The 24,876-nt window shown below is 37.2% G+C and carries 21 protein-coding genes; 14 read left to right on the top strand and 7 right to left on the bottom strand.

Annotated features, from left to right (window positions below; genetic code table 11):
* Nucleotides 1-262: 262 nt before the first annotated feature.
* The 3 genes from CEV08_RS00960 to CEV08_RS00950 all read right to left on the bottom strand — a co-directional run bounded on the left by CEV08_RS00960 (nt 263) and on the right by CEV08_RS00950 (nt 5,062).
* Complete coding sequence (locus tag CEV08_RS00960; protein ID WP_143434446.1) at nt 263-454, bottom strand: hypothetical protein; 192 nt, start codon at nt 452-454, stop codon at nt 263-265.
* A gap of 441 nt (nt 455-895) precedes the next feature.
* Nucleotides 896-2,527, bottom strand: a complete 1,632-nt coding sequence (locus tag CEV08_RS00955) for an ABC transporter substrate-binding protein (protein ID WP_100129917.1) — start codon at nt 2,525-2,527, stop codon at nt 896-898.
* 909 nt (nt 2,528-3,436) lie between these two features.
* Nucleotides 3,437-5,062, bottom strand: coding sequence for an ABC transporter substrate-binding protein (locus CEV08_RS00950; RefSeq protein ID WP_100129916.1), 1,626 nt, complete (start codon nt 5,060-5,062; stop codon nt 3,437-3,439).
* A 1,118-nt stretch (nt 5,063-6,180) separates the two neighbouring features.
* On the opposite strand from CEV08_RS00950, the gene CEV08_RS09760 reads away from it, so the two are divergent.
* Entirely contained in the window at nt 6,181-6,462 is a 282-nt protein-coding gene (locus CEV08_RS09760) for a DUF6460 domain-containing protein (protein WP_100129915.1), read from the top strand.
* 23 nt (nt 6,463-6,485) lie between these two features.
* Here the strand turns inward: CEV08_RS09760 and CEV08_RS00940 are convergent, their stop codons facing one another.
* The 3 genes from CEV08_RS00940 to CEV08_RS00930 form a co-directional block, all read right to left on the bottom strand.
* Nucleotides 6,486-7,295: a TIGR02186 family protein gene (locus CEV08_RS00940; protein ID WP_100129914.1), complete on the bottom strand. Its 810-nt coding sequence runs from the start codon at nt 7,293-7,295 to the stop codon at nt 6,486-6,488.
* Between the two features lie 2 nt (nt 7,296-7,297).
* Nucleotides 7,298-8,224: a sulfite exporter TauE/SafE family protein gene (locus CEV08_RS00935; RefSeq protein ID WP_100129937.1), complete on the bottom strand. Its 927-nt coding sequence runs from the start codon at nt 8,222-8,224 to the stop codon at nt 7,298-7,300.
* Nucleotides 8,225-8,392: 168 nt separating this feature from the next.
* Entirely contained in the window at nt 8,393-9,265 is an 873-nt protein-coding gene (locus tag CEV08_RS00930) for a hypothetical protein (protein WP_100129913.1), read from the bottom strand.
* Nucleotides 9,266-9,800: 535 nt separating this feature from the next.
* Between CEV08_RS00930 and CEV08_RS00925 the strand changes: the two genes are divergently transcribed.
* The 8 genes from CEV08_RS00925 to CEV08_RS00890 all read left to right on the top strand — a co-directional run bounded on the left by CEV08_RS00925 (nt 9,801) and on the right by CEV08_RS00890 (nt 17,916).
* Nucleotides 9,801-10,547: an electron transfer flavoprotein subunit beta/FixA family protein gene (locus tag CEV08_RS00925; RefSeq protein ID WP_100129912.1), complete on the top strand. Its 747-nt coding sequence runs from the start codon at nt 9,801-9,803 to the stop codon at nt 10,545-10,547.
* 47 nt (nt 10,548-10,594) lie between these two features.
* On the top strand, nt 10,595-11,515 hold the full coding sequence (locus CEV08_RS00920) for an electron transfer flavoprotein subunit alpha/FixB family protein (protein WP_100129911.1): 921 nt from the start codon (nt 10,595-10,597) through the stop codon (nt 11,513-11,515).
* Nucleotides 11,516-11,518: 3 nt separating this feature from the next.
* Nucleotides 11,519-11,692: a hypothetical protein gene (locus CEV08_RS09460; RefSeq protein ID WP_180753531.1), complete on the top strand. Its 174-nt coding sequence runs from the start codon at nt 11,519-11,521 to the stop codon at nt 11,690-11,692.
* Nucleotides 11,693-11,695: 3 nt separating this feature from the next.
* On the top strand, nt 11,696-13,357 hold the full coding sequence (locus CEV08_RS00915) for an electron transfer flavoprotein-ubiquinone oxidoreductase (protein ID WP_100129910.1): 1,662 nt from the start codon (nt 11,696-11,698) through the stop codon (nt 13,355-13,357).
* A gap of 2,087 nt (nt 13,358-15,444) precedes the next feature.
* The gene (rsmI, locus tag CEV08_RS00905; protein WP_100129908.1) at nt 15,445-16,335 is read left to right on the top strand and encodes a 16S rRNA (cytidine(1402)-2'-O)-methyltransferase; all 891 of its coding nucleotides are present in this window, start codon (nt 15,445-15,447) and stop codon (nt 16,333-16,335) included.
* 16 nt (nt 16,336-16,351) lie between these two features.
* On the top strand, nt 16,352-16,720 hold the full coding sequence (locus CEV08_RS00900; protein WP_180753532.1) for a YraN family protein: 369 nt from the start codon (nt 16,352-16,354) through the stop codon (nt 16,718-16,720).
* A gap of 103 nt (nt 16,721-16,823) precedes the next feature.
* Nucleotides 16,824-17,069, top strand: coding sequence for a hypothetical protein (locus CEV08_RS00895; protein ID WP_100129906.1), 246 nt, complete (start codon nt 16,824-16,826; stop codon nt 17,067-17,069).
* Between the two features lie 55 nt (nt 17,070-17,124).
* Complete coding sequence (locus CEV08_RS00890) at nt 17,125-17,916, top strand: pyrroline-5-carboxylate reductase (protein ID WP_100129905.1); 792 nt, start codon at nt 17,125-17,127, stop codon at nt 17,914-17,916.
* Nucleotides 17,917-18,716: 800 nt separating this feature from the next.
* Here the strand turns inward: CEV08_RS00890 and CEV08_RS00885 are convergent.
* Nucleotides 18,717-19,778, bottom strand: coding sequence for an Mrp/NBP35 family ATP-binding protein (locus CEV08_RS00885; protein WP_100129904.1), 1,062 nt, complete (start codon nt 19,776-19,778; stop codon nt 18,717-18,719).
* Between the two features lie 590 nt (nt 19,779-20,368).
* Between CEV08_RS00885 and rpmH the strand changes: the two genes are divergently transcribed.
* The 5 genes from rpmH to CEV08_RS00860 all read left to right on the top strand — a co-directional run bounded on the left by rpmH (nt 20,369) and on the right by CEV08_RS00860 (nt 24,340).
* Nucleotides 20,369-20,503 (top strand): 50S ribosomal protein L34, encoded by a 135-nt coding sequence (gene rpmH / locus CEV08_RS00880; protein WP_005864709.1) that lies wholly within the window; start codon nt 20,369-20,371, stop codon nt 20,501-20,503.
* A gap of 119 nt (nt 20,504-20,622) precedes the next feature.
* Complete coding sequence (gene rnpA / locus CEV08_RS00875; protein WP_100129936.1) at nt 20,623-21,015, top strand: ribonuclease P protein component; 393 nt, start codon at nt 20,623-20,625, stop codon at nt 21,013-21,015.
* On the top strand, nt 21,005-22,867 hold the full coding sequence (gene yidC / locus CEV08_RS00870) for a membrane protein insertase YidC (protein WP_100129903.1): 1,863 nt from the start codon (nt 21,005-21,007) through the stop codon (nt 22,865-22,867). Before rnpA ends, yidC begins: the two co-directional genes overlap by 11 nt.
* A complete protein-coding gene (gene yihA, locus CEV08_RS00865; protein WP_100129902.1) occupies nt 22,864-23,508 on the top strand; it encodes a ribosome biogenesis GTP-binding protein YihA/YsxC in 645 nt (214 codons plus the stop codon). Before yidC ends, yihA begins: the two co-directional genes overlap by 4 nt.
* Before the next feature lie 139 nt (nt 23,509-23,647).
* Nucleotides 23,648-24,340 carry a glutathione S-transferase family protein gene (locus CEV08_RS00860; protein ID WP_100129901.1) on the top strand — a complete coding sequence of 231 codons (693 nt, stop codon included), beginning with the start codon at nt 23,648-23,650 and terminating at the stop codon, nt 24,338-24,340.
* The last annotated feature ends 536 nt before the right edge of the window (nt 24,341-24,876 follow it).

Below are 24,876 nucleotides of genomic sequence, written 5' to 3'. Positions count from 1 at the left end.
TAAGTTATCTATGCAATAATAACGTGCAAGACATAATAAGGTCAGACTTAGAAAACATACCTCCTCGAAATAAAATAAAAAACTCAACAGCCACCGCCGCTTACCAACCACCCAGTCCCTCTGAGCAGGTATAGGCGAACCCCAAATATGCAACAGAAAATGATCTGATATAAAATGAAAATATCAAGCATAACAATCACTACTGGTGATATCATAGCGCTTACAATTTGGGATATATCAGTTCAAATTTCCTCATGCTTCATCAAACAGATTTTCTTCTTCCAATTTCTTTTTTCGATTTTCTGAAAAAGTGTTGCAAAAACCCAACTTCCGTTGCTTCAAGAGCCAAAAAAATTGATAATTTGATGATCCTAAGAGAAACTGTAATTTTCCAAAAATGAATCATTGACTCCCCTTCTTCAAGAGGGAATTTGAATTTTTCATCACTCCCCATAAAATAACACCCTCCAATTGTGGCTTTATCATCTTTTAAGGTAAAACACGCGTAATCCAAAGCATGAGAACCATGGTAACCTAATATCTCCCCCAAGGACCTGCACATAACCAAACTTCTCTTAAACAACACGTTTTAAAGCCCCTGCTATTTCGAAAACAGTAAATTCCGCAACATTCGTTGTACTTGTTTTTTCTCTCAATAAATTGACCACTTCATCAATTTATGGAAATTGAAATATTCAGTTTTAAATATCCATGCAAATACATCTTTAATGAGAATAAAAAAGTCCTTTTAAAATAGAAATCTTGAAAAGAAACTCAGAAACATACCTCCGCTTATCCACGATCTTCGACGTATTGCAAAGCTTGAAAACTTATACAAAACGTCGAAGATATCATGATGATACTCTTTATCTATTTGACAGTATTGAAGACACTCTTATTTTTCAATGGCATTATAAAAAATACGCGGTGCTCCATTCCACACCCATTTTTTTACATCAGGCGTCATAGCAACAGTATTATATGTCTGATAGATAAAAGCATAAGGTCCTTTTTGCATAAATTCACGCTGCAAATCAGCATACATTTGGGCCCGCTTCTGTGGATCTTTTTGAAAGAGAGCATCTTGCACCTTCTTATTCATATCTTCATCAAAATAGCCGTGGCACCAACTAGGATAACCTGTGTTTTTAGCCTCAAACCGATTATCCGGATTTGAAATAAAACGTGAAGCCATTGTATGAGGATCCGAAGAAGAATTATTCCATCCTATAAAAATTGTATCAAAGCCACGTGCATAAAGTTTTGAAAACAACTGTGTCCCGATAAAATGTTCAATCTTAAAGTTCACACCTATCTTTTTTGCATTGTCTTGGAGTGACTGAGCAATAGGCAAAGCAAAAGGATAAGGAGATTTCCCTGCAAAAATATTGGCCTCAAAACCATTTGGATAACCCGCCTCAGTTAAAAGCTGCTTAGCTTTTTCAAGATCAAGTTTAAAAGGTTGCCCTTCTTTTTCATCCAAAGCTCCAAAATTCCCAAGAGGAATAAAGCTTGCCCGTGGAATGCCAACATCTTTAAGAAGAGTCTTTCCCAAAGTGTCATAATCGATAAGATAGCGCATTGCCAAACGCACTTTTTCATTGGCAAAAATTGGATTTGTCACATTGAATCCCCACACTATCAGGGATGGAGCCAACACTTTTTCAATTTTAATATCTGTTGTTGCTTGAAGATCTGCTATATCCTCTGGCGTTAAATTACGGGCCACATCAATATCGTGTTTTTCCAACAATAAACGTTGTGTTCCAGGCTCTGCAATATGACGAATTAAGATCTTCTTCAATTTGGGTGCCTCTCCCCAATAATGGGTACTTGCTCGCAACAAAATCCCTTCTCCAGGACGCCAACTTTCTAACTGATAAGGACCAACACAAGCAGCATGGCTTGCCAAATAGCGATTTCCCATATCACCATCTTGTTCGTGTTTCATAAGTGTTTCACGATCAAGCAAAGCAACAGTGCGATTCCTAGAAATATTGCTCAGAATAAGCTCTGCTGGATAAGGTTTATCAAATTTCATCACCACCGTTTTTTCATCGGGTGCTTGAAAAGCCTCATCAACATTCTGCTCTGTAATCCCATATTCATTAAAAGTTGCCGCATTAGATAGCTTCAATTTGACAACCCGCCTCATCCCCCAAACAAGATCATGAGCACCAGCAGGCCGACCATCATTAAACTTCAAGCCATCACGCAAATGAAAAGTAATGACTGTACCCCCACCCTCATCTGAAACGTCCCAACTCTTTGCCAAAAGAGGAATGATTTTAGCGGCATCATTTTTAGCAGAATCAACCAAATTGTCGCAAACATTGATAACAACTTCAGCGCCATACCGGTCATTAAGCTGCGCAGGATCAAAATTACTGATCGCATCAAGATCCCAAGCCATCACGAGGGTATCAGCAGGTGTTTTTGCTCCAACCTGTTGCACAAACATCCCCAAAGCCATAAGAGCAGAAACAAAAGAACTGCCCCCTTTTAACATCTTTCTTTTCAAGTTCATAAACTTTTCCTTTTAACGTTTATTGTATAAATTTCCCTTGCAACAAGAACGTGCAAAAATAAAAAGATCAGGCTTTTAAAACACACCTCCTAAAGATAAAATATCGAACCTTTTAAACAGCAGGAACAGCCCCTTGGGCGATATTGGCAAGCTAACGCCAAAAGAGACAACGGAAAATGATCTGATAAACAATGAGTAATACCATAAATGACAGCATCTGTTGGTGATGTCACAACACCTATAACTTTGACCATACAAGCCAAAGACTTTCTTTATCGCATCAAATAGGACTTCTGCTTTAAAAGTCTTTTGGCGATTTTCTCAAAAGAGTTCTCAGAGCACCAACTTCGCTTGCTTTAAAAGCTTCAATAATTCTTTGATATTTTGACAATCCTCATAAGTATAGTACGCACCATGGTCACTCCTCTCCTTTATCACAAGGAAATTCGGGTTTTCTAAAACCCCACACTAAAGGACAATCTCAGCATTTCATCATTTTTTTAAGGAAAAGCAGTGTAATCTGAAACATCAGCTTCACAATAATGCCATATTCCCGCAAATCACTTGCATATACTCAAATTTTTTCTCAATAGCACATTTTAAGGTTCCCCGCTTTTTCTACAAAATACTAAATTCTGCTTATATTCAGTGTGCTCGTTTCTTTAACCGACAAATTTATCATTTTTTATTTCACTTAAGACTGAAAGTGGTAATCTTAATATTCACGCAAACACATCTCCAATGAGCAATAAAAAATCTCTCTTAACAGAATATCTTGAAAAGACATTCAATAACACACATACGCCTCAGCCATAAATTCGACGTATTGTAAAGCTCGAAAACTTATGCAAAACGCCGAATATATATTATGGCTATGTTTTTTATCTATTTGATAGCTTTGAAGACACGTTATTTTTCAATTTTATTATAAAAAATCTGTGGCGCACTATTCCAAACCCATTTTTTGACATCAGGTGTCATCGCGATAACAGTATATTTCTGAAAGATAAACGCATAAGGCCCTTTTTGCATCAATTCACGTTGTAAATCAGTATAGATTTTCGCCCGTTTTTCTGAATCTTTTTGAAACAGCGCCTCATCAACTTTTTTATTCATATCTTCATCAAAATACCCATGCTGCCAACTAGGATAGGCTGTATTTTTTGCCTCAAATCGATTATCCGGATTATAAATAAGACGTGAAGCCATGGTATGAGGATCCGCAGAATCATTATTCCATCCAACAAAAATCGTATCAAAAGCCCGTGCATAAAGTTTGGAAAACAACTGCGTACCTGCCAAACGCTCAATTTTAAGACGCACCCCTGCCTGTGCAGCACTATCTTGAATGGACTGGGCAAGTAACAGCCTATAAGGAGTATTTGATACAAGAAAATTTGCCTCAAAGCCATTTGGATAACCAGCCTCTGCTAACAGTTGCTTGGCTTTTTGAATGTCAAGCTTAAAGGGTTGTCCTTCTTTTTCATCTAAAGCCCCAAGATTTCCAAGAGGAATAAAACTTGCCCGTGGAACACCAACACCTTTGAGAAGTTTCTTGCCAAGACCTTCATAATCTATGAGATAGCGCATCGCCAAGCGTACTTTTTCCTTAGCAAAAATGGGATTTGTCATGTTGAATCCCCAATACATCATAGATGGCTCTAAGACTTCTTCGATTTTAACATCTGTTGTTTTTTTGAGATCTGTAAGATCTTCAGGCGTCAAATCACGAGCAACATCAATATCGTGCTTTTGCAACAACAAACGTTGTGTTCCAGGCTCCGCAACATGGCGAATGAGAATCTGCTTCAGTTTCGGTGCTTCTCCCCAATAATGGACGCTTGCACGCAACAAAAGGGACTCTCCAGGGCGCCAACTTTTTAATTGATAAGGACCAACACAAGCAGCATGTGCTTTCAAATACTGATTTCCCATATCACCATCTTTTTCATGCTTCATAATTGTCTTACGATCAAGCAAAGCTGTCGCAGGACTTGCAACAATATTATTAAGAATAAGCTCTACTGGATAAGGCTTATCAAATTTCATCACCACTGTTTTTTCATCAGGGGCTTGCAAAGCATCATCAACATTTTGCTCTGTAATTCCATATTCATTAAAAATTGCCGCATTACCCATCTTCAATTTGACAACCCGCTTCATTCCCCAAACAAGATCATTGGCGTTGGCTTCTCTCCCATCATTAAACTTCAAACCATCACGCAAATGAAAAGTAATGACCGTACTGTTATCACCCCCTGAAACATCCCAATGTGTTGCTAAAGATGGAACCATTTTAGCAGGATTGTCTGTAGCACCACTCACCAAGTTATCACAAACATTGCGAACAATTTCACTTCCATAAACATCCGTAAGTTGCGCAGGATCAAATGTACTGATTGCGTCAATATTCCAAGCCATCACAAGAGTATTAGCCGGTGTTTTTGCTGAAGCCTGTTGTACAACCATTCCCAATGCCATAAGAACAGAAACAAGAGAGCCGCTACTTTTCAATATTTTTCTTTTCAAGTTCATAGACTTTTCCTTTTAACGTTTATTGTATAAATTCCCCACGCAATAAGAACGTGCAAAATAACAAGTTTAGACGAACCATAGGCTCTGAAAGACAAAGGTTTACAACTTTTAAACAATACTCCTTACCAACCACACCTCCTACCATACTTATAAGCTCCCCCTCCAATATGCACCGAAAAACAATTTAATATACAATAAATGGTATAACCGATAACAAAATCTACTGGTGATATCACAACGTCTACTATTGAAGCCTATAAGACAAAGATCATTTCTCTTTTGTCGAGTAAGCTTGCCCCTTTTTTCCTCTAGCATCTTTTACATTATCAAAGGCCCCCTCTTAGCGCAAACACCTTAATAACCCTTAATAATAAAAAGCCTTAACAACAATTTGAACTTTCAACAAAACAAGAAAATTCACCCATTTTTCAACATCAACCACCTCTCCCCCCTTTTTACAAGAGGAGTTTTGAATTTTTCTATACTTCCCCGCTAAATAATAAGCTCCTCATTATATATTATTTCAAAATAAAATATCTTATTTCAAAACAAAAAGAGCATGGGCACCACGCCCCCTAATATTCACTCACATACTCGTACAAAACAAAACTTTTTCAACGTTCTATTTTAATATCTTTGCTTCTTTAACAACACTCAATTCATTGCTTGCATTTTTCAGAAAAAAATATCTTTTCAATTCACTAAGGTTGAAATATCTAAATATAATACTTATATAAGCACACCCTTATCAGAATAGATAGTCTTTTTTTAAGTAAACTGCCTTGAAATATTATTTCTATACACGAACTAATAATAAGTCCGTTACAAAATCTTTAACGGATGAGAACATTTACCCTGATGAAAAATATCAAAACGTTATAAAATTCCCTTACAAATTCTTAAAAACAAAAGGAATTTTCTTCACTTAAATAAAAATAAGTGCCATGAAAATATCGCAGAAAATACAATAGAACATGCGTATATTTCAACAACCAGCACTGATATTAAATTAATAAAAAGCTCGTGAAAAAATAAGAAAATATTTTTCCTTTATGATAATAAAATCTCTGTATGATGATAATGCAACAAAAACACAAGAGATTCGAAAGTATATTTAAATGAACAGAAAGAAAAAATTGTCAAATTCTTTTCATAGATTTCTTGGAGGAACACTAAACCGTGTCAGTCTAAAATTACTTATTCTTTCATTCTTCATAGGTATTATAATGAATTTTTTTGGATGGACACCTCAAAACCTTATACAGAAAATAACAGATTTTCTTCACTCTTTATGGAAAACAGGATTTATAACGTTTAAAAACTTCTTCCATATAACCATGATGGGCGCTATTATTGTTGTGCCTATTTTTCTTATCTTGCGCATTTTTCATAAAAAATAAACGCCTTACATATTTTTCTTGCGCTAATCTTTTCGAAAAATCAAACGACATAAAAATCCTGTGCTCACAGCGATAATCACCGCAACGATACCATATAAAAAACGATACTTGTGCGCTATATCGAAAATTGTATAAGCGATATGTGCTTTAACAATTTCAAGAGTCGTTGTTGCACTATCAATAAACTGCCCATCACGAAAAAGATAAGCACGAGCCTTATAATGTCCGACAGGAATATTGGCTGGTAAACGAAAATGCGCTGTAAAAAGTGTATCAGAACCAAAACGAATACCGCCTACTTCTTCATAATAAAGGCTCTTAGCTTTTTGCAGCTCTATAAGTTCATCACGAAAGATTTGTATTTTTTTCCGATCTTTCTCATCTGTCTGCAATGGCAAATAGAGTAACCCCAACCCTAAACGTTTATAATCTTCAATGCTGGTAATATCATCGATTTCACGCGTTGTGACCATAGAATAAAAAAGAGGAACATTTTTAAAAATAAGGGAATCTGTATTAACCCATACACCGGCATTGCGTTTTTTTTCTCGCATGACCATTGGCCGGGTTTGTCCTTCCAGGCTTACAACAACATCATAACGGTTTTGTCGAGAATATAATGGATCAATATTTTCCAAAACACCAGCAATATAAAGATCACGACCAGCAAAATTAGCATCCACCGTAATCGTATTTGTTGTGACGATAATTTGGACAGTTTCGTGATCAGCTTGATCAATAAATGTTGCTGTCGTCCCAACATGTGACCATGTAGAAAAAGAAACAAAACAAAAGCAACTTGCAATGATGCATAAAGAAAATAATCTACCCATTTTTATCTCATAAGAATATCCAAAGAGAAAAGATTATCAGGGCGTATAAATAATTGAAAAGCAAGACGCATACACACAATTAACACCAAACATGCAAGTGCCATACGCAATTGTTCAGCCTTTAACTTCCGTCCCGCCCGTGTTCCATATTGCGCACCAATACTTCCTCCAAGCATTAACAAAAAAGCCAAAACAATATCAACGGACTGATGAGTCATACTTTGCAAAACTGTCGTGAAAGAAGACACAAATGTAATCTGAAAAAGTGAAGTCCCTATCACGACACTGGTTGGAACACGCAAAAGGTAAATCAATGCCGGTATCATAAAGAATCCCCCACCAATCCCCATAATAGAAGACAACAACCCCACAATGAGACCAATTCCTAACACTGGAATAATACTGACATAGATCATAGATGTCCGGAAGCGCATTTTTAATGGTAAGCGATGAATCCAGTTATGTCGGTGTCGACCTGCAAGACGAACATTGGCTTTTCCTGCCTTATGCTTGCGCATCATATCATACCAACTTTCAACGATCATCAAGCTTCCTATACTTCCAAGAAGAATCACATAAAGAAGCGAAATCATTAGGTCTAATTGACCTAACTTTTTCAAAACAGAAAAAATCTGAATCCCGATTAATGAACCACCGCCTCCTCCAATCGCTAAAAGAATACCAAGTTTGAGATCAAGCGTCCGTCGTCTAAAATGTGTAATTGCCCCCGTTACAGATGATGCAATCATCTGGTTAGCACCTGTTCCAACAGCAATAGCAGGAGGAATGTTATAAAAAATCAATAAAGGCGTGATAAGAAAACCACCACCAATGCCAAAAAGACCTGAAAAAAAACCAGCAACGACTCCCATGCCAATCAAGATCAGCATATTGAGTGACATTTCAGCAATTGGTAAATAAATACTCACTGACAGACCTTTTAAGATAATTTGAGGCTTTTTAATAATTGGAGATCTTTCTCCATCTATCCTCTTTTCCAATAATCTTTGTTGTGTGTTTAAAAGGATAAATCTAATTGCTATAGCTTTCGCGCAATCACGAATGCGCAATACATTTCACATCTATTAACATCAACATCATAAAAAATAAAAAAAATGAGCTCCTTTTAAAAAGCTATAAAAACATAACGTTATCGCGACCACAAATGCAATGGTAAAAAAACAAAGGGCACTTTTTTTTACAAAACAAGATAAAAATGAGACATATCGCCGAAACTGTGTCTTTAAAGCAGGAGAAAAATCTTCCTCAATACAATGATGAGATACTGACCCCTCCATACCCTTTTCTTCTATCACAGTACGCTCCTCTGTTTCTTCAGTCTTTTTAAAAGAAGACTTCAAAGCATCACTTGGCAAAAGTGTACTCTTGCTATCCTTGGGAAAAATACCATCACTGGACACAGAGCTTCTATTTTCTTGCTGCAACACATTTTCAACATTTGTTTGGAGTAGCGTTATATTGTTTTGTCTTGAAAAGTTTTGCACCTTTTGAAGAAATAAGCGTTCTTGATTGCCCCCACATTCCATATGAGCAAGTTTTTGTACAACAGAATCAGGTGATTTTGAATGAGATACACGTCGTGTTACCGCTGCTTCTTTTAAGCTTTTTTTTTCACTCTGCAAATTTTGCACAAGTGTTTTAATCTGCTCTAAAGACTCAAAAAGTCTTTTTTCCTTTTGACGACGGATATAATGTTCAGCCAAGATGGCCCGACTAATATCATCTAAATAAGATTTAAAATGCTCTTCGAAAGAAACCTGTGGGTTTAAAGAACGAAGCAAATGTTTCATTTTCATTTGAGCATAAACAATGCGTAATTTTTGAGCAATGTCCGACATTGTTACTTCCACAGGCGTATCCATTCTCTCCTTCTGCTCAATAAAAGAAGAAAATTGATCACCCCGAACTTGATTAGATGCTTGGTCTATCGTATGACCCTTCGTATTCACAAATGCCTACCCCTCATTAACCTTTTTGAAAAGAATCGCAAGAAATGATAAAAACTATGCTCTATTTTAGTAAATAGAGCTTTAAGAACGCCTAAAAACTTTTTTTGGGAAATATTTTTCCACCATTCATCCCAAATATTTGCTTAATATTTATCCTAGATATTTGAAAAAAAGATCTTTAATTTTTCTTCCTCAAGATCTGAGGTGTAAACTCATTCCCCCATTTTTATTTTTGTCACTTAATTTTTCATTGCATAAAGTCCCTATAGTGCCATCATAAACAGAGCATATGAAACGAAAAAAGGATATTCTCACAAAACAGATTGATTTTTTTATTTTTTATTCAAGCAAATAAGGCAATTATAAAAATGCAGAAGAGATGCAGATTGAAAATAACGACAAGAAAGTACAAGTACACATGAAAAAAGCTTATATGAAAAAAAACACAAGTTATAAATAAGACTTTATTCTAAACAATTTGGTTTCTTATGCGTATTGCTATAAACTTGTGATCATACAAACAAAGAGGATCATCATGAAGATAATTGTCGCTGTCAAACGTGTTGTTGATTATAACATCAAGATACGCGTCAAGCCTGATAGCACGGGCGTTGATCTGTCTCACGTAAAAATGTCTATGAATCCTTTTGACGAAATAGCCGTTGAGGAGGCAATTCGCCAGAAAGAATCCGGTAAAATTGCAGAAGTTGTTCTTGTTTCTATTGGACCAGAAGCCGCCCAAGAAACTTTACGAACAGGACTTGCAATGGGGGCTGATCGCGCCCTTCTTGTCACAACAGATCAAACACTTGAACCCTTAAGCATCGCTAAGGTTCTCAAAGCCATTGTTGATGCAGAAAAACCCGATATGGTTTTTTTAGGCAAACAAGCAATTGATGACGATAGCAACCAAACAGGACAGATGCTCGCCGCTCTTCTTGGTTGGGGACAGGCAACTTTTGCCTCACATCTTAGCATAGAAAATGGACATGCTACCGTTACTCGTGAAGTCGATAATGGAACACAAACCCTTTACCTTCCCCTTCCCATGGTTATGACTGCCGATCTCCGGCTCAATGAACCGCGTTACACCTCTCTGCCCAATATCATGAAAGCAAAAAAGAAAATCATTGAACAAAAAGCTCTTGCTGATCTTGGCATCGATACAAAAGCACGCTTAACAATTTTAAGTGTTGAAGAGCCAAAACCCCGTCAATCTGGAATTAAAATTGCTAATGTGGCAGAGCTTGTCAGTGCACTAAAACAAAAAAACTGCATTTAATATTCTCTAGAATAAAAGCAATACGCATATATAAAGGGAAAAAACTTATGGCAATTCTTTTATTGGCCGATCATAATACAGAAGAAACTGCAAAAGCGCTCACAGCTGCGCACGCACTCAAGAGCGATATCGATATTTTGATTTGCGGAGAAAACATTCAAACGATAGCGGAAAAGAGTGCTAAACTTAATGGTGTGCGACAAGTTCTTATTGCAAAAGCAGACTATTTAGCCCATCAACTTGCCGAACCTATGGCCGATACAATCATCACGTTAGCAAATGATTATGATGTGATCATGGCCCCATCCAGCAGCACTGGAAAAAATGTGATGCCGCGCGTAGCTGCTCTTCTTGATCTTATGCAAATTTCAGATATTACCGCCGTTCTTTCACCCAATACCTTCAAACGACCCATTTATGCAGGCAATGCGCTTGAAACTGTCCGCAGCAATGACCCTAAAAAGATTATAACCATTCGCACAGCCTCTTTCACACCAACACCTTCTCAAAACAATTCTGCGCCCATTAAAGCAATAACACCAGCTCTCAATCCCAATCTTTCTTCTTTCGTAAAAGCAGAAACCAATAAAAATGATCGTCCTGATCTTACCTCAGCACAAGTTATTATCTCAGGCGGGCGTGGCCTTGGTTCACAAGAACAATTTATGGCCCTTCTTCTTCCTCTTGCGAACAAATTAAATGCGGCGTTAGGTGCTAGCCGCGCAGCAGTTGACGCAGGCTATGCGCCCAATGATTGGCAAATTGGACAAACAGGAAAAGTCGTTGCCCCTAAACTCTATATCGCCGTTGGCATTTCCGGTGCAATCCAACATTTAGCCGGTATAATGGATGCACAAATTATTGTTGCCATTAATAAAGATGAAGAAGCGCCCATTATGCAAATTGCCGATTATGCCCTTGTCGGTGATCTCCACCAAATTATTCCAGAATTGGAGAAAGCTTTATAAGCTATGAAAGCACCTCTGCATCTTCAACACGAAAAGAAGAAATTTAACAAAATCTTTAACAAAGTCATTGTTAAAACAGAGCCAATATCAATAGAACTTTTCGCCATGCAAATCGTTGTTTCACCTCTTTTGGGCAATCCACGCCAAACTATTCCAGAATTGGAGAAAGCTTTATAAACCATGAAAGCACCTTTGCATGATCAGCGTGAAAGTATGGAGTTTGACATCGTCATTGTCGGAGCAGGTCCTGCAGGGCTTGCTGCTGCCATTCGTCTGAAACAAATTAATCCTGAACTTTCTATCACAATTGTTGAAAAAGGGACAGAAGTGGGGGCTCATATTCTCTCTGGCGCCGTTGTTGACCCTATCGGTATCGATACACTTTTACCAGAATGGAGAAATGACCACGACCACCCCTTCACAACCCCTGTTACCCATGACCAGTTTTTTTTTCTAAAGCCTCAAAAAGCAACACGATTGCCCAATATTTTGCAACCCAAAATTTTATCCAATAACGGATGTTATATCGTTTCACTTGGGAGCGTTTGCCGCTGGCTAAGCAAAAAAGCCGAAGCGCTGGGTGTTGAAATTTATCCTGGTTTTTCCGTAACAGAACCCATCCAGAATGAGAGCGGAGCCATCATTGGTGTTCTCACCAGTGATATGGGACTTAATAAAGATGGAACCCCTGGAAAAAATTATATGCCTGGTATGGCGTTATTGGCAAAATATACTCTGATTGCGGAAGGGGCACGCGGCTCAATTGCAAAGCAACTGATACAAATTTTCAACCTCAGCCAAAATCGTGAACCCCAAAAATTTGGTCTGGGACTCAAAGAACTCTGGGAAATTGAACCAAAAAAACACCAACACGGTTTAGTGCAACATTTCACCGGTTGGCCCTTAGACAATCATACCGGTGGAGGCGGTTTTCTTTATCATCAAGAAAACAATGTCATTTCTGTCGGTTTTGTTGTGCACTTAGATTACAAAAATCCTTATCTTTCTCCCTTTGAAGAGTTTCAACGTTTTAAAACACATCCAAAACTCTATGAAATTTTCAAAGGAGCAAAGCGTCTTTCCTATGGTGCACGTGTTATCAGTGAAGGAGGGTGGCAATCTGTACCAAAACTCACCTTTCCTGGTGGCGCGCTTATTGGCTGCTCTGCTGGCTTTGTCAATGTTCCTCGTATCAAAGGATCACACAACGCCATCTTATCTGGCATCTTAGCCGCCGATAAAATCGCTCCGGCTCTTGCGCAAGGTCGTTCCCATGATGAGGTCAAAGAAATCGAAGAACAATGGCGAAAAGGGCCCATTGGCAAAGATCTTTATAAAGTGCGAAATGCCAAACCGCTTTGGACAAAATATGGCACAAAATATGGGATTAAACTTGCCGGCTTTGATATGTGGTGGCAACAACTGTTCGGATTTTCTTTATTTAAAACACTCTCCCATGGCAAGGAAGATTATGCCTGTTTTGAACCAGCAGAAAAATTCCAACCCATTGCTTACCCAAAACCCGATGGTGTTATCACTTTTGACCGCCTTACAAGTGTTGCCCTTTCCAATACACAGCATGAAGAAAATCAACCTTGCCATTTAAAAATAGCCTCATTAGAAAAACAAAAGGACTCCGAATATGCAATCTATGGAGGGCCTTCCACACGCTATTGCCCCGCCGCTGTATACGAATGGCTAGAGTATAAGGATCATCTAACTTATATGATCAACGCTTCAAATTGTATACATTGTAAAACATGCGACATCAAAGATCCAAACCAAAACATCACTTGGACCTGTCCGCAAGGCAGCGAGGGGCCCTTCTATCCCAATATGTAATCCCCAAATACAATCATTGCTCATGCTGCTAAAATTAAAATATAAAAAATGCAATGAATAAAAATTTTTTCCTCAAATCAGAAATCTATCTGATCATCTTTATATATTCTTTCACAAGGTAAAATGGACTCTATTTTTATAATAAAATATACTCTCTACCGCATGACTTTTTTCAACAGAAACACACAATATATTTTTATCGAAAATTTTTTGTCTCAATGACAAAATAATAACGAAGGTATCTCAATCATTCTGGGATAAAGAAACAGCCGTGGCTCTCAAAAATCTAAAGGGAAATAAGCCCTCGTTCCACTTTCTTCCTCTTCTCCATGGTCCAAAAAACTTTTAGCCCCTCATAAAGAACATCAAGTCGTTTCAGCTTACAAACCTACATGACGCAGAAAAAATCTATCGAGATGCGCTTTAATTTTATTTCCTACACTTTGCCAAGGAATGCCAACTCAAGCTGCCCACAGACAAAGGTAGAAAAAACATTGCGAGATAAAAGAGCATGCTTGTTCAAACCCTTTCAATGTTTCTGCTGATAAGAACACGCAAAAATCTTTAATATCACATCAACCTTTTATTTTTGCATCAAGGATGGTCACCTTGCATCTAACCTTTATCAATATACTGCAATGAAAATGAATATGTACAAACACCATAAGAATAAGCAGATGCTAAGCCTTGAAGACTATCGCTAAAAAAATAGCTTTCATGACGACACGCGTTTTTATAGTGTTGTTTTCCTCATAAAACTTTTGCTTTTACTTTTGCTGGTAAATCAACATTCAAATTTATCCTAACAGTATCTTTGAAACAGAAATTAAGATGAATAAAAACCCCACAAGCCATTCCAGTTTTTATCGCTAAAACAAAAATAGCGCATATATTATTCGAATAATCTCTAAAACAAAAATCAAGCTCATTGAAAATACAGTCCATTTTAAGATAATATAAAGCCTGAAAAAGAAATTTTCCTCTTTAACCATCATCTGTCCATTCGGTTTTATAACTTTCAAAAGCATTGCAATACCTTTTAAAGGTGGGAGATGACTCTTTATCTTACGTTTTTATTACTTGCACTTTTTGATGGAAGCATTTTTTTCAAAAAAGATAGGGTGTCCAAAATAAAAAAGGCCTGTTTTGTTCATTTGCGGGCTTGTTTTAAAGAGATATCTCTCAATGCATATTGGACCATTTATTTTGTGACATTGGCTATAGATATATCACATCAAAATTCCCGTAAAGTGTATAAAATCTACCGTATAAATACCATTTTTATTTAAATAAAAAGGACAAGCTTACAGCATTATTTTTTCTGTGAGCCTCACGATTGAGATAGCCTTTGCGTGGTTTTAAAAGGTATTTTACTGCTTTTTTACACGCCTTTATTTGCTTTCCAATCTTACCTGTAATGGACAAAAATGATTTTATTTCATTGATGATAAGAAAAGTTGAAATGAGATAATTTTAAGTTTTTTACTAAACTTGCAAAATAATAAATTATTCTTTATAAATCAAAATATTAAGATAAAAACAAACCTTAAAAGTTTCTAAAATATGCCTTATATGGTTAAGGGTATAGAGAATAGGCCAAAATGAAATATTTTACTGAAAAGAACTTATGTTTGATCAATAATCATAAAATTAGCTATTTGTATTTCAAAAGAGGCTGTTTACGTTTTCTTAGAAGAAAATATCAATGAAGCTTTTGAAAGATAGCCATTATGGGAATAATCTAGCAAGCTTAGCTTTTATAAAGAGCTCAGCCAAGTATGATATGGTGCATAGATAAAGAAGGAAAAACTTTATAGAAAATTATAGAGCTGATAGGAGTTATATCTGGAATTTATTTTACTGGAAAAAACAATAGTGCTCAAAAATTAAGTGATAATGTTAGAAGAAGGTATTAAATATGATATTATCCTATTGTAATATAACTGATTATTCGAAAAAGATAAGCCTTTATAACGATAAAAATGTTCTGGTAAAAATGAGAAAAAATGGCCTATAAGGTGTTATGAGTATGGATAACATATTGATAACATTTCATAGTCAGGAAAATTTTATGAAAAGAAAAGAGTATGTGTGAGAATACATATTTTATAGGTGCGCATGCTTATTCGGCTCCTGTCATAGAATCAGGGCTTTATCTTGTGGCAACACCTATCGGAAATCTTGCAGATATTACGCTTCGTGCTTTACAAGTTCTGGCAGGCGTTGATATTTTAGCGTGTGAAGATACCCGTGTAACACGTGTTTTGTTGGAACGTTACGGTATTCAAAAAAAACCTTTTCTCTATCATGAACATAATGCGCAAAAAGCAGGTTCGAAGCTCTTAGCGGCTTTAGCGGAAAAAAAAACGGTAGCGCTTGTTTCAGATGCAGGAACACCACTTATTTCTGATCCTGGATTTCGATTAGTCGAAGAAGCCCGTAAGGAAGGTCATAAAATTGTTCCAATCCCTGGAGCATCAGCCCTTTTAGCTGCTCTAACACCAACAGGGCTTCCTACAGATAGCTTTTTCTTTGCAGGTTTTTTAAGTGCACGCAAAGGACAGCGTCAAAAACGATTGGGACAATTAAAAGAGATTCCAGCAACTTTGATTTTTTATGAATCACCGCATCGTCTTGTTGAAACTTTACAAGATATGATAACTTTTTTTTCAGCGGATCGACCTGCTGCAATTTGTCGTGAATTAACAAAAAAGTTTGAAACGATAGACGTTTCTAATTTGGGAAATTTGTTGGAAAGTTATAGAAAACAGACACAGATTCGTGGGGAAATAGTTGTGCTTGTTGGAGAATCATCATCTCCTTCTTTAAATGTGATAAGTGATAAAGAAATTAATGAAATGTTATTAGAACGCGCACGGACACATTCTGCTGCTCAAGCAGCAGCTTTTGTTGCAAAAAAGACCGGTTTGAAAAAACAGGAACTTTTTCAGCGATTGATTTTTCTAAAAAATGTGTAAAATAATGCGTAAGATGATACAAAAAAAACAGAGACAAAAGTCTTTTTATCGGGGAGTTCGTGCAGAAAAATTGGCCGCTTGGTGGTTGCGTTTAAAAGGATTTCACATTGCTGAAATGCGTTTTAAAACAAAGTGTGGGGAAATTGATTTAATTGCACGACGCGGAAATCTTGTGTTAATTGTTGAAGTTAAAGCACGTTCAACGTTAGCTGAAGCAATGGAGGCAGTTTCCCGAATGAATGAAAGGCGAATTGAGGCAGCCGCCGATATTTGGCTCGCACGACAAAAAGATTATGCCCTTTTATCTGTACGCTTTGATTTGATTGCAATTTTACCTTGGTGTTGGCCAAAGCATATCCCCGCATTTTTTACATCCAATCAATAAGAGAAAGCCCCGTTTTAACCATATTCAATAAAAAAACATTTCGCCTTTATGGGCATATGCGTTAAAAAGTATGTAATAATTTAAGCGCTATAAGGAACGAACTATGGATGATTATGAAAAGTTTGCAACAGGTTTGCTCATTGTTTTTGGAGCGCTGATTATTGGTGGTTTAATGACAATGCATATTGTATTGATGAATAAACCAGGTTTTTTATTTGCATTAGCCGCAGCTATTATTGGTTGGTTTTCTGCTTTTGCCGTTCTGTTTGACAAGCCCAAAATCTATTTGGGCTTGATTATTCTTGCTATTTTATGTGTTGCTTCCTCAATTAGCGCTTATGTTAGTTAAAACACTTGAAGTGTTGATTGAGATTCCTTTTAAAAGGTAAAACTGAGGAATAAAAATGAAACTTGGCTTTTTGGGGACAGGCACAATCAGCGCTTCAATGGTGAAGGGCCTCATCACAAGCGCCTTTAATGTTTCTTCTATTATTGTTTCACCGCGCAATGCACAAACAGCAGAACGTCTTTCACGCGCTTATGATAAAGTTATGATTGCTGAAAATAACCAAGCATTGCTCGATATGAGTGATTGTGTTTTTCTTTGCCTACCCAACCAAATTGCAGAAGGGGTTTTGCGCTCTCTTCATTTTCGTCCAGAACAGCTGGTTATCTCCGTTCTTGCCATGGCAAAAGCAGCAGAAGTAGAAGAATGGATCAACCATAAAGTTTATCGTGCTATTCCATTACCTTTTGTTGAAGAATGCAAAAATTTAACACCCATTTATCCCGATCATCCCTTTTTACACTCTTTATTTGATGCATTGGGTGGCACATTGGTGCTCGATAAAGAAGAACAGTTTAATCTTTTTATGACAGCTGGTTCTCTTATGGGCGTATATTTTAATTTTATCGAAACAGCCCACCAATGGTTTATAACACAAGGATTAAACAAACAGCAATCAGCAGAGTTCCTTACCATGATGCTTGGAAATCTTACGGATGAAATGCGTAAAATTATAGCAACGGATCGTTCTACCTCTCTTAATTTTGCACTGCTTGAAAAAGAGTTTTCAACAAAGGGAGGAACAAATGAATTTTTGTCAAATTACTTTTCTCATCAAGGAGGAAGAAGTGCATTAACCGCAGCTCTTGAAGCGACTTTACAAAAAATGAATGCTTCTAAAAAGACTTAACCAACATCTTTTCTCATCTCAAAGATGAGAATTATGGATTTGTTGATTGAATTTTACATGGATTGATAAAATTGTCTGCGATAAATCTTTCAAGAGTAGGACAAACGGATTTTTTTAARTGCCTATCCCCTTAATTTACACAAATAAAAATAAAACTTTTGATTAATCTTCAAGATATTTTTAGAGCAAAAAACGCTTATAGGAAGATAATTTATCCTTTAACATTTAAAATGAGAATACTGATAAAATCTTTTCCCATTTCACTTTCTCTCAAAAAAGGCAACAACATTGCGATAAAATCGTTCAAGAAGAGCGTCAATAGGTTGCCAACTTTATGCAAAAATAGAGAGAAACGTTGGGAGAGAAAAGAGCATAATGGGGATAGCCTATCTCTTTTAATTTAAGCAAAAATGGTATGAAATCTATATACTTCATAGAAATTTTTACATTTTATCGTTCACAGGCACTCTCGTGAAATGGATGAAACCCATTGAAAGGTGTTCTATTTTACAACAAGTACTTGCATGAGAAGCATCAATGTACTCTTGAGAGTTTTGTTGTTATGTAAAAAGCATATCTCCATAAAAACCGCGAAAAATGAAAACGTGAGATAATGCGTCATCTCCACTTTTTTAAAGATCTTTCTTTCGATGCTTTTGAACGTAGAAAAACCGAATGAAAAGATGATGATAAAAAATCATTTTCTTTAAATTAAAATTGATATGTCCCTTACAAAAAAGCAACTACTTTTATATCTTTTATAAGTGTGTTTTAGCAAACTCTCTTACACAAACATACATTCAAAAGAGTTTATTTTTTATTTGATTAACAATTGCACGATATAATCGAGCGTTCTCGCCATCAGGCTGAGCAACAAAAATAGGGGTCCCCTCATCGGAAGAAAAACGTAAAGCTGCATCAAGTGGTATTTCTGCTAAGAAAGAGACACCTCGACGTTCTGCTTCACCCCGCGCCCCACCATGACCAAAAATATCGTAGCGTTTTCTTGTATCAGGAGCGATAAAATAACTCATATTCTCAATAAGTCCTAAAATAGGAACATTGACTTTCATGAACATTTCTATCGCTTTACGTGCATCAACTAAAGCAAGATCCTGAGGCGTAGAAACAACCAACGCCCCCGTTAATTGTACCTGTTGCGCAAGTGTTAATTGTGCATCCCCTGTACCTGGCGGCATATCCACAACTAAAACGTCCAAAGGCCCCCATACCACATCTCGTAACAATTGCGTTACAGCGGCCATAACCATAGGACCACGCCATACCACCGGCTTTTCTTCCTCAACCAAAAATCCTATCGACATCAATTTAAGACCGAATTTTTCAAGAGGTTGAATCTTTTTTTCTCCAATAAGCTGTGGCCTTTGGTTAACCAGTCCTGTCAAACGTGGTAAAGACGGACCATAGATATCTGCATCCATCACTCCGGTTTTGAAACCTGCATCTTGTAAAGCCAAAGCAATATTGATCGCCATCGTCGATTTCCCTACCCCTCCTTTTCCAGAAGCAACAGCAACGACATGGCGCACACCTTCTATGGGCATTTTCACTGGCAAGGGGTTCGTTCTCTGTCTAGGTGTTTCCCTTGTTGTTTTTTCTGCTGTAAGTGTGATAAAAGCAGATTCCACTCCCTCCAAAGCACATACCAACTCTTCAGCAGAACGGCGCAATGATTCCCATTCTTGCACACGTCCATCAGGAACTGTAATGGAAAAGAAAACCTTGCCATCAGCAATTAATATTTCTGAAAGAAGCCCCAGCGATACAATATCGCTTTCAAGATCTGGTCCCTTGATTTTACGTAACACGTTGCGGACAGCCTCACTTGTGATAAAATCCACACTCTTTCCTCTCTATAAAATACCAACAAATACAAGCATAAGAATGAAAAATACTTATAGGTTCATCACTTAAAATTTTCTACTTTACTGAAAGATTATAAAATATAAATGAACTTATAATTTATCTCTTTAAAAATACAAAATCACCCTTAAATAAAGAAATTGAAGCACAAAATCTGCTATCAAAGCTTATCAAACATGTTGTGCAACAACCACTTTAATAAATATTCTAATAAGGGTTTTGTAAAAAACAAAACTGAAGAAAATTCTTAATATCACAGTATTTTTTAAATTGAGCATACAATAATCCGTTACGCTTTCTTTAAATCTTTAACGCTCTCGTCATTTATTTTCTGTAGACTCAATCGTTATTTTTCTGATACTTTTAAAATATCATAAAAAAGTGTCACAAACAGTTACAAGGTATTTTGTATTTTTTCAAGAAAGAGAACAACAATCTAAGATTGACTTTTTTTATATTTTTCCTTATGAGTTAACAGCCATATGACAGGGTAGAATTGTTCATCTCACGCATAATTGCTTATGAAACAAAGATTTAAGAAGGGCCGCACTCCGCGGTATTAAAATAAATGAAACGTACTTATCAACCCTCTAAACTTGTCCGTAAACGTCGCCATGGGTTTCGTGCACGCATGGCCACAGCTGGAGGGCGCAAAGTTATTGCTGCAAGACGTGCTCGTGGGCGTAAACGGCTCTCTGCTTAACCATTTAAGTTCTCACAACCGTTGAGGATTATGCATCATTTCTTCGTTGTGAAACTTTTGTTATGAACCTGTAAATGTCTGCAAGCCCAGCATTTAATGAAATTGCGAAATGTTCTTTTATGAAGAAAAAACATCCCTGCCGCATTCGCAAAAGAGCAGATTTTTTGGCTGTCCGCACAGGAGAAAAGCGACGGGGTCCTTTATTTTTACTCGAAGTTAAATCTCGTGAACAAACAACAGAAAAAAAATCTTCTCTTGTTGCACGTGTAGGCTTCACTGTTACCCGTAAAAACGGGAGTGCTGTGAAACGTAATCGTATCAAAAGGCGCTTGCGTGAAGCTGTAAGAGTTGGTGTAACAAACCACATGGAAGCAGGGACGGACTACGTCATTGTAGCGTATCGCGATGCATTGCACGCGCCTTTTACATCTTTGATTAGTGAATTAAATCAGCGAATAAAACCAAAAACAAAACATCAGCAACGACAACAAGGGTGTACGAATGGAATATAATCGCAATTTCTTTATCGCTATTGGTTTATCTTTCCTAGTGCTCATCGGGTGGCAACTTCTTCATGTTGCTCCCAAACAAGCAAAGTTACAAAAACAACACGTCATCACACAGCAACAGCAGTTGTCAAAGCAACAATCAGTCCCTTCAACGACCACGACAAATTTTTCTGATGATCCCTCAACGCATCAAGCAACATCTCTCATCCAACAACCAATGACTCCTGAGATCCGGAAAGCTGTATTATCCAAAACAGAGCGTGTTGCGATCAAAACCAATGAACTGGAAGGCTCTATTAATCTTGTTGGTGCGCAATTTGATGATCTTCATCTTAAGAAATATCGTGTAACAGTCGATAAAAAATCACCGGAAATCGATTTGCTAAATCCTAAAGGATTCAAGACGACCTACCTTGCTGAATTTGGTTTTGCAAGTGCATCTTTGCCAGCAAAAGCCTTGCCACAATCCGATACACAATGGCAAATAGAGGGAAATAATACAACCCTAACCCCTTCAACGCCCATTACTTTAATTTATAATAACGGACAAGGGCAAATTTTCCGCCGTACCCTTTCTGTTGATGATCATTACATGTTTACCATTGAGGATTCTATCAGCAATGAAAGTGATCAACCGATACATCTCTCATCCTATGCCCGCATTGCACGTGCAGCACCACCAGAACATACAAATGCAACCTATTTGCTTCATGAAGGAATGATCGGTATCGCAGGAGATTCACTCAAAACTGAAAAATATAAGACCTTAGCAGAGCTTGATCCCAATCCCGATAATGGACAAAAGAGCATGACTTTTTCCAAAGTAACAGGGGGTTGGATTGGTATTACCGATAAATATTGGGCTGTAGCAGTTATTCCCCCACAAGATAAAGAATATACAAGTCGTTTTATTTATTTTGATCGTTTGCAAACGCATTATCAATCTGACTTGCTAGGATCTCTTTTAACGATTGCCCCAAATGAAACAAAAACGATTACAAATCGTCTTTTTGCGGGTGCAAAACAAGTTGAAATCATTAACCACTATCAAAATGACCTAAAAATCAACAAGTTTGCTCTCTTAATCGATTGGGGTTGGTTTGATTTCATCACAAAACCCATGTTCTCCCTCATTGACATCCTTTATAAGCAAACAGGAAATTTTGGTATTGCCATCCTTCTTGTCACAGTACTCTTAAAAACACTTCTTTTCCCTCTCGCCAATAAATCTTATAAATCTATGGCACGCATGAAGCTTATACAACCGCGATTGCTTGAAATAAAAGAAAAATATCCCAATGACCGAACCAAACAACAACAAGCAATCATAGAACTGTATAAAACCGAAAAAATTAATCCCCTTGCAGGTTGTTGGCCAATGTTGGTTCAATTTCCAATATTCTTCGCTCTTTATAAAGTTCTCTATATTACCATTGAAATGCGCCATGCACCTTTCTTTGGCTGGATTCAAGATTTAGCTGCCCCCGATCCAACATCTCTTTTCAACTTGTTTGGTTTCTTGCCATATGCAACGCCAACATTTCTTATGGTTGGTGCATGGCCTTTGATTATGGGAATAACGATGTTTTTACAAATGCGTATGAATCCCGCTCCTCAAGACCAAACCCAAGCGATGATGTTCACATGGATGCCTGTCATCTTTACTTTTATGCTCGCCTCTTTCCCTGTTGGTCTTGTCATTTATTGGGCATGGAACAATATATTGTCAATCATTCAGCAAGGTATCATGATGAAGCGCCAAGGAGTCAAAATTGAGCTTTTTGATAATTTGAAAGCCATGTGGAGGAAATCACCCAAAAAAGAAGAGCAGGCCCCAAAAGAAGTGCAGGAATGACAAGAGATTCTTCCCTTTCTGGAATTTTTTCTCGCAATTGGGTTTTTATTCGTGGTGTTCCCGCAATACGCTTTCTCCCCCCTGAAGGACCACCAGAAATCGCATTTGCAGGACGTTCTAATGTTGGAAAATCATCTTTAATCAACGCACTTGTCCAGCAAAAAGGCTTAGCACGAACCTCAAATACACCAGGACGGACTCAAGAGCTTAATTATTTTGTCCCCGATGGCTTCAGTGGACAAAGAGGAGATCTCCCCCCTTTCGCAGTCGTAGATATGCCTGGTTATGGTTTCGCTGCTGCTCCTAAAAATCTGGTTGATGCTTGGACAAATTTGATTTTTAGCTATTTACGGGGGCGCTCAACACTAAAACGTGTGTATCTCTTAATTGATTCACGGCATGGAATCAAAAATAATGATGAAGATGTTCTTACACTCCTTGATAAAGCAGCCGTTTCTTACCAAATTGTTTTGACAAAAAGTGATAAAATCAAATCAAATGCCTTGGAAAAATTAATCATGACCACCCAAACAAAACTTCTCAAACGTCCAGCAGCTTATCCTGAGATCCTTGCAACCTCCTCAGAAAAAGCATTCGGTTTGAAAGAGTTACGTTCTGCCATTTTGCAAACCATTGCATAAGGGAACACATTCATATGATTAACAATTTATTAAGCATAATTGCCAGCCACTGCTAATGGTCTTGTACTTCTGGTCAAGCATCTTTATAAAAAAGATGACTTGAAGGAATTTTTATCAACTCTATTTGATAGTGTAAATTATGCTGACACTTTTTCACTCGCCCCTATCCACTGCTTCGCGCTTCATACGCCTCATTCTTGGGGAATATGGTGTAACCACCCAACTGATTGAAGAATATGAATGGGCTAGAAGACACGAATTTCTTGCTCTCAATCCTGCTGGTTATGTTCCTGTTTTTCTCGATGAACATGAGGTTCCATTATCAGGTCCCTTTGTTATTTGCGAATATTTAGATGAAACCTATGGAAGTTTACGACAAGAAAATAAACTCTTTCCAGAAAATCCTTTAGACCGTGCGGAAGTACGCCGGCTCAACGATTGGTTTTTAAATAAATTTGAAAATGAAGCAACGCGCCATATTGTACGAGAAAGAATCCATAAACGTGAAATGCCCCTCGCCATTGGCGGTGGAGCTCCCAATTCACAAATTTTACGCAATGCACGGGCTAATATTCCACCCCATATGAACTATCTCAATTGGCTTTGTGCCTCTCGCGATAGCTTAGTCGGTTCCGCCCTATCCTATGCTGACCTAGCAGCCGCTGCTGCTATTTCTGTACTTGACTTTCTAGGGGAAATTGACTGGGAACAATCCCCTGCTGCCAAAGAATGGTATATGCGGATTAAATCACGGCCTTCTTTTCGTTCTCTTTTAACAGATCGTGTCCGCGGCATTGTTGCAAGTTCTCACTATGCGGATCTTGATTTCTAGCCTCTTCTTAAAAACAAAAATAAGAATTCATCATACCCTCTTATAATACTTCAAATAATCTTTTTTTCCATGATACAAAAAAGGCAGTATAGAGATAAAAATATTTAACAAAGCATTAGTCTCTCTTTAAAGACAACAGCTGTAACACCATTGAAAGCAAAGCAAATAAAATAATAACAACACTTAACGCATGTCATTCTCCATTCTTCCCGAGATATGAAAAAACGCATTCCCTAACGTGGATAACTATTTATCTATTCATAAAAAAACTTCATCATGCATTTTTCTAAAATAGGAATTTTTTCAACGGACTTCTCTAAAAGATAAAGAAACCAGCCAACGCCCGCATATAAACAATCCAACTTCTCAGGCATCTTTCTGTTTCTTACCCCTTTTATATGTTTTATTCCTAGATTAAATATTGATTTAAAAATGATAAATTTTTAAATTGAATCATGAAATTCAAATACTTTTCACGCGTGATTCTCGTCACATTTGAATCAATTAAAATTCTTTTTTTACGCATCATAAACGAA

Origin of the sequence: Bartonella tribocorum (assembly GCF_002778015.1) — a bacterium.
GTDB classification, from domain to species: Bacteria; Pseudomonadota; Alphaproteobacteria; order Rhizobiales; family Rhizobiaceae; genus Bartonella; species Bartonella tribocorum_B.
This window is presented reverse-complemented; position numbering and strand designations above follow the sequence as displayed.

Bases quoted from the DNA above. Each gene is read 5' to 3' on its own strand.
- CEV08_RS00960 (WP_143434446.1), bottom strand. From the start codon at position 454: ATGGGGAGTGATGAAAAATTCAAATTCCCTCTTGAAGAAGGGGAGTCA.
- CEV08_RS00955 (WP_100129917.1), bottom strand. From the start codon at position 2,527: ATGAACTTGAAAAGAAAGATGTTAAAAGGGGGCAGTTCTTTTGTTTCT.
- CEV08_RS00950 (WP_100129916.1), bottom strand. From the start codon at position 5,062: ATGAACTTGAAAAGAAAAATATTGAAAAGTAGCGGCTCTCTTGTTTCT.
- CEV08_RS09760 (WP_100129915.1), top strand. From the start codon at position 6,181: ATGAACAGAAAGAAAAAATTGTCAAATTCTTTTCATAGATTTCTTGGA.
- CEV08_RS00940 (WP_100129914.1), bottom strand. From the start codon at position 7,295: ATGGGTAGATTATTTTCTTTATGCATCATTGCAAGTTGCTTTTGTTTT.
- CEV08_RS00925 (WP_100129912.1), top strand. From the start codon at position 9,801: ATGAAGATAATTGTCGCTGTCAAACGTGTTGTTGATTATAACATCAAG.
- CEV08_RS00920 (WP_100129911.1), top strand. From the start codon at position 10,595: ATGGCAATTCTTTTATTGGCCGATCATAATACAGAAGAAACTGCAAAA.
- CEV08_RS09460 (WP_180753531.1), top strand. From the start codon at position 11,519: ATGAAAGCACCTCTGCATCTTCAACACGAAAAGAAGAAATTTAACAAA.
- CEV08_RS00915 (WP_100129910.1), top strand. From the start codon at position 11,696: ATGAAAGCACCTTTGCATGATCAGCGTGAAAGTATGGAGTTTGACATC.
- rsmI (WP_100129908.1), top strand. From the start codon at position 15,445: ATGTGTGAGAATACATATTTTATAGGTGCGCATGCTTATTCGGCTCCT.
- CEV08_RS00895 (WP_100129906.1), top strand. From the start codon at position 16,824: ATGGATGATTATGAAAAGTTTGCAACAGGTTTGCTCATTGTTTTTGGA.
- CEV08_RS00890 (WP_100129905.1), top strand. From the start codon at position 17,125: ATGAAACTTGGCTTTTTGGGGACAGGCACAATCAGCGCTTCAATGGTG.
- rpmH (WP_005864709.1), top strand. From the start codon at position 20,369: ATGAAACGTACTTATCAACCCTCTAAACTTGTCCGTAAACGTCGCCAT.
- rnpA (WP_100129936.1), top strand. From the start codon at position 20,623: ATGAAGAAAAAACATCCCTGCCGCATTCGCAAAAGAGCAGATTTTTTG.
- yidC (WP_100129903.1), top strand. From the start codon at position 21,005: ATGGAATATAATCGCAATTTCTTTATCGCTATTGGTTTATCTTTCCTA.
- yihA (WP_100129902.1), top strand. From the start codon at position 22,864: ATGACAAGAGATTCTTCCCTTTCTGGAATTTTTTCTCGCAATTGGGTT.
- CEV08_RS00860 (WP_100129901.1), top strand. From the start codon at position 23,648: ATGCTGACACTTTTTCACTCGCCCCTATCCACTGCTTCGCGCTTCATA.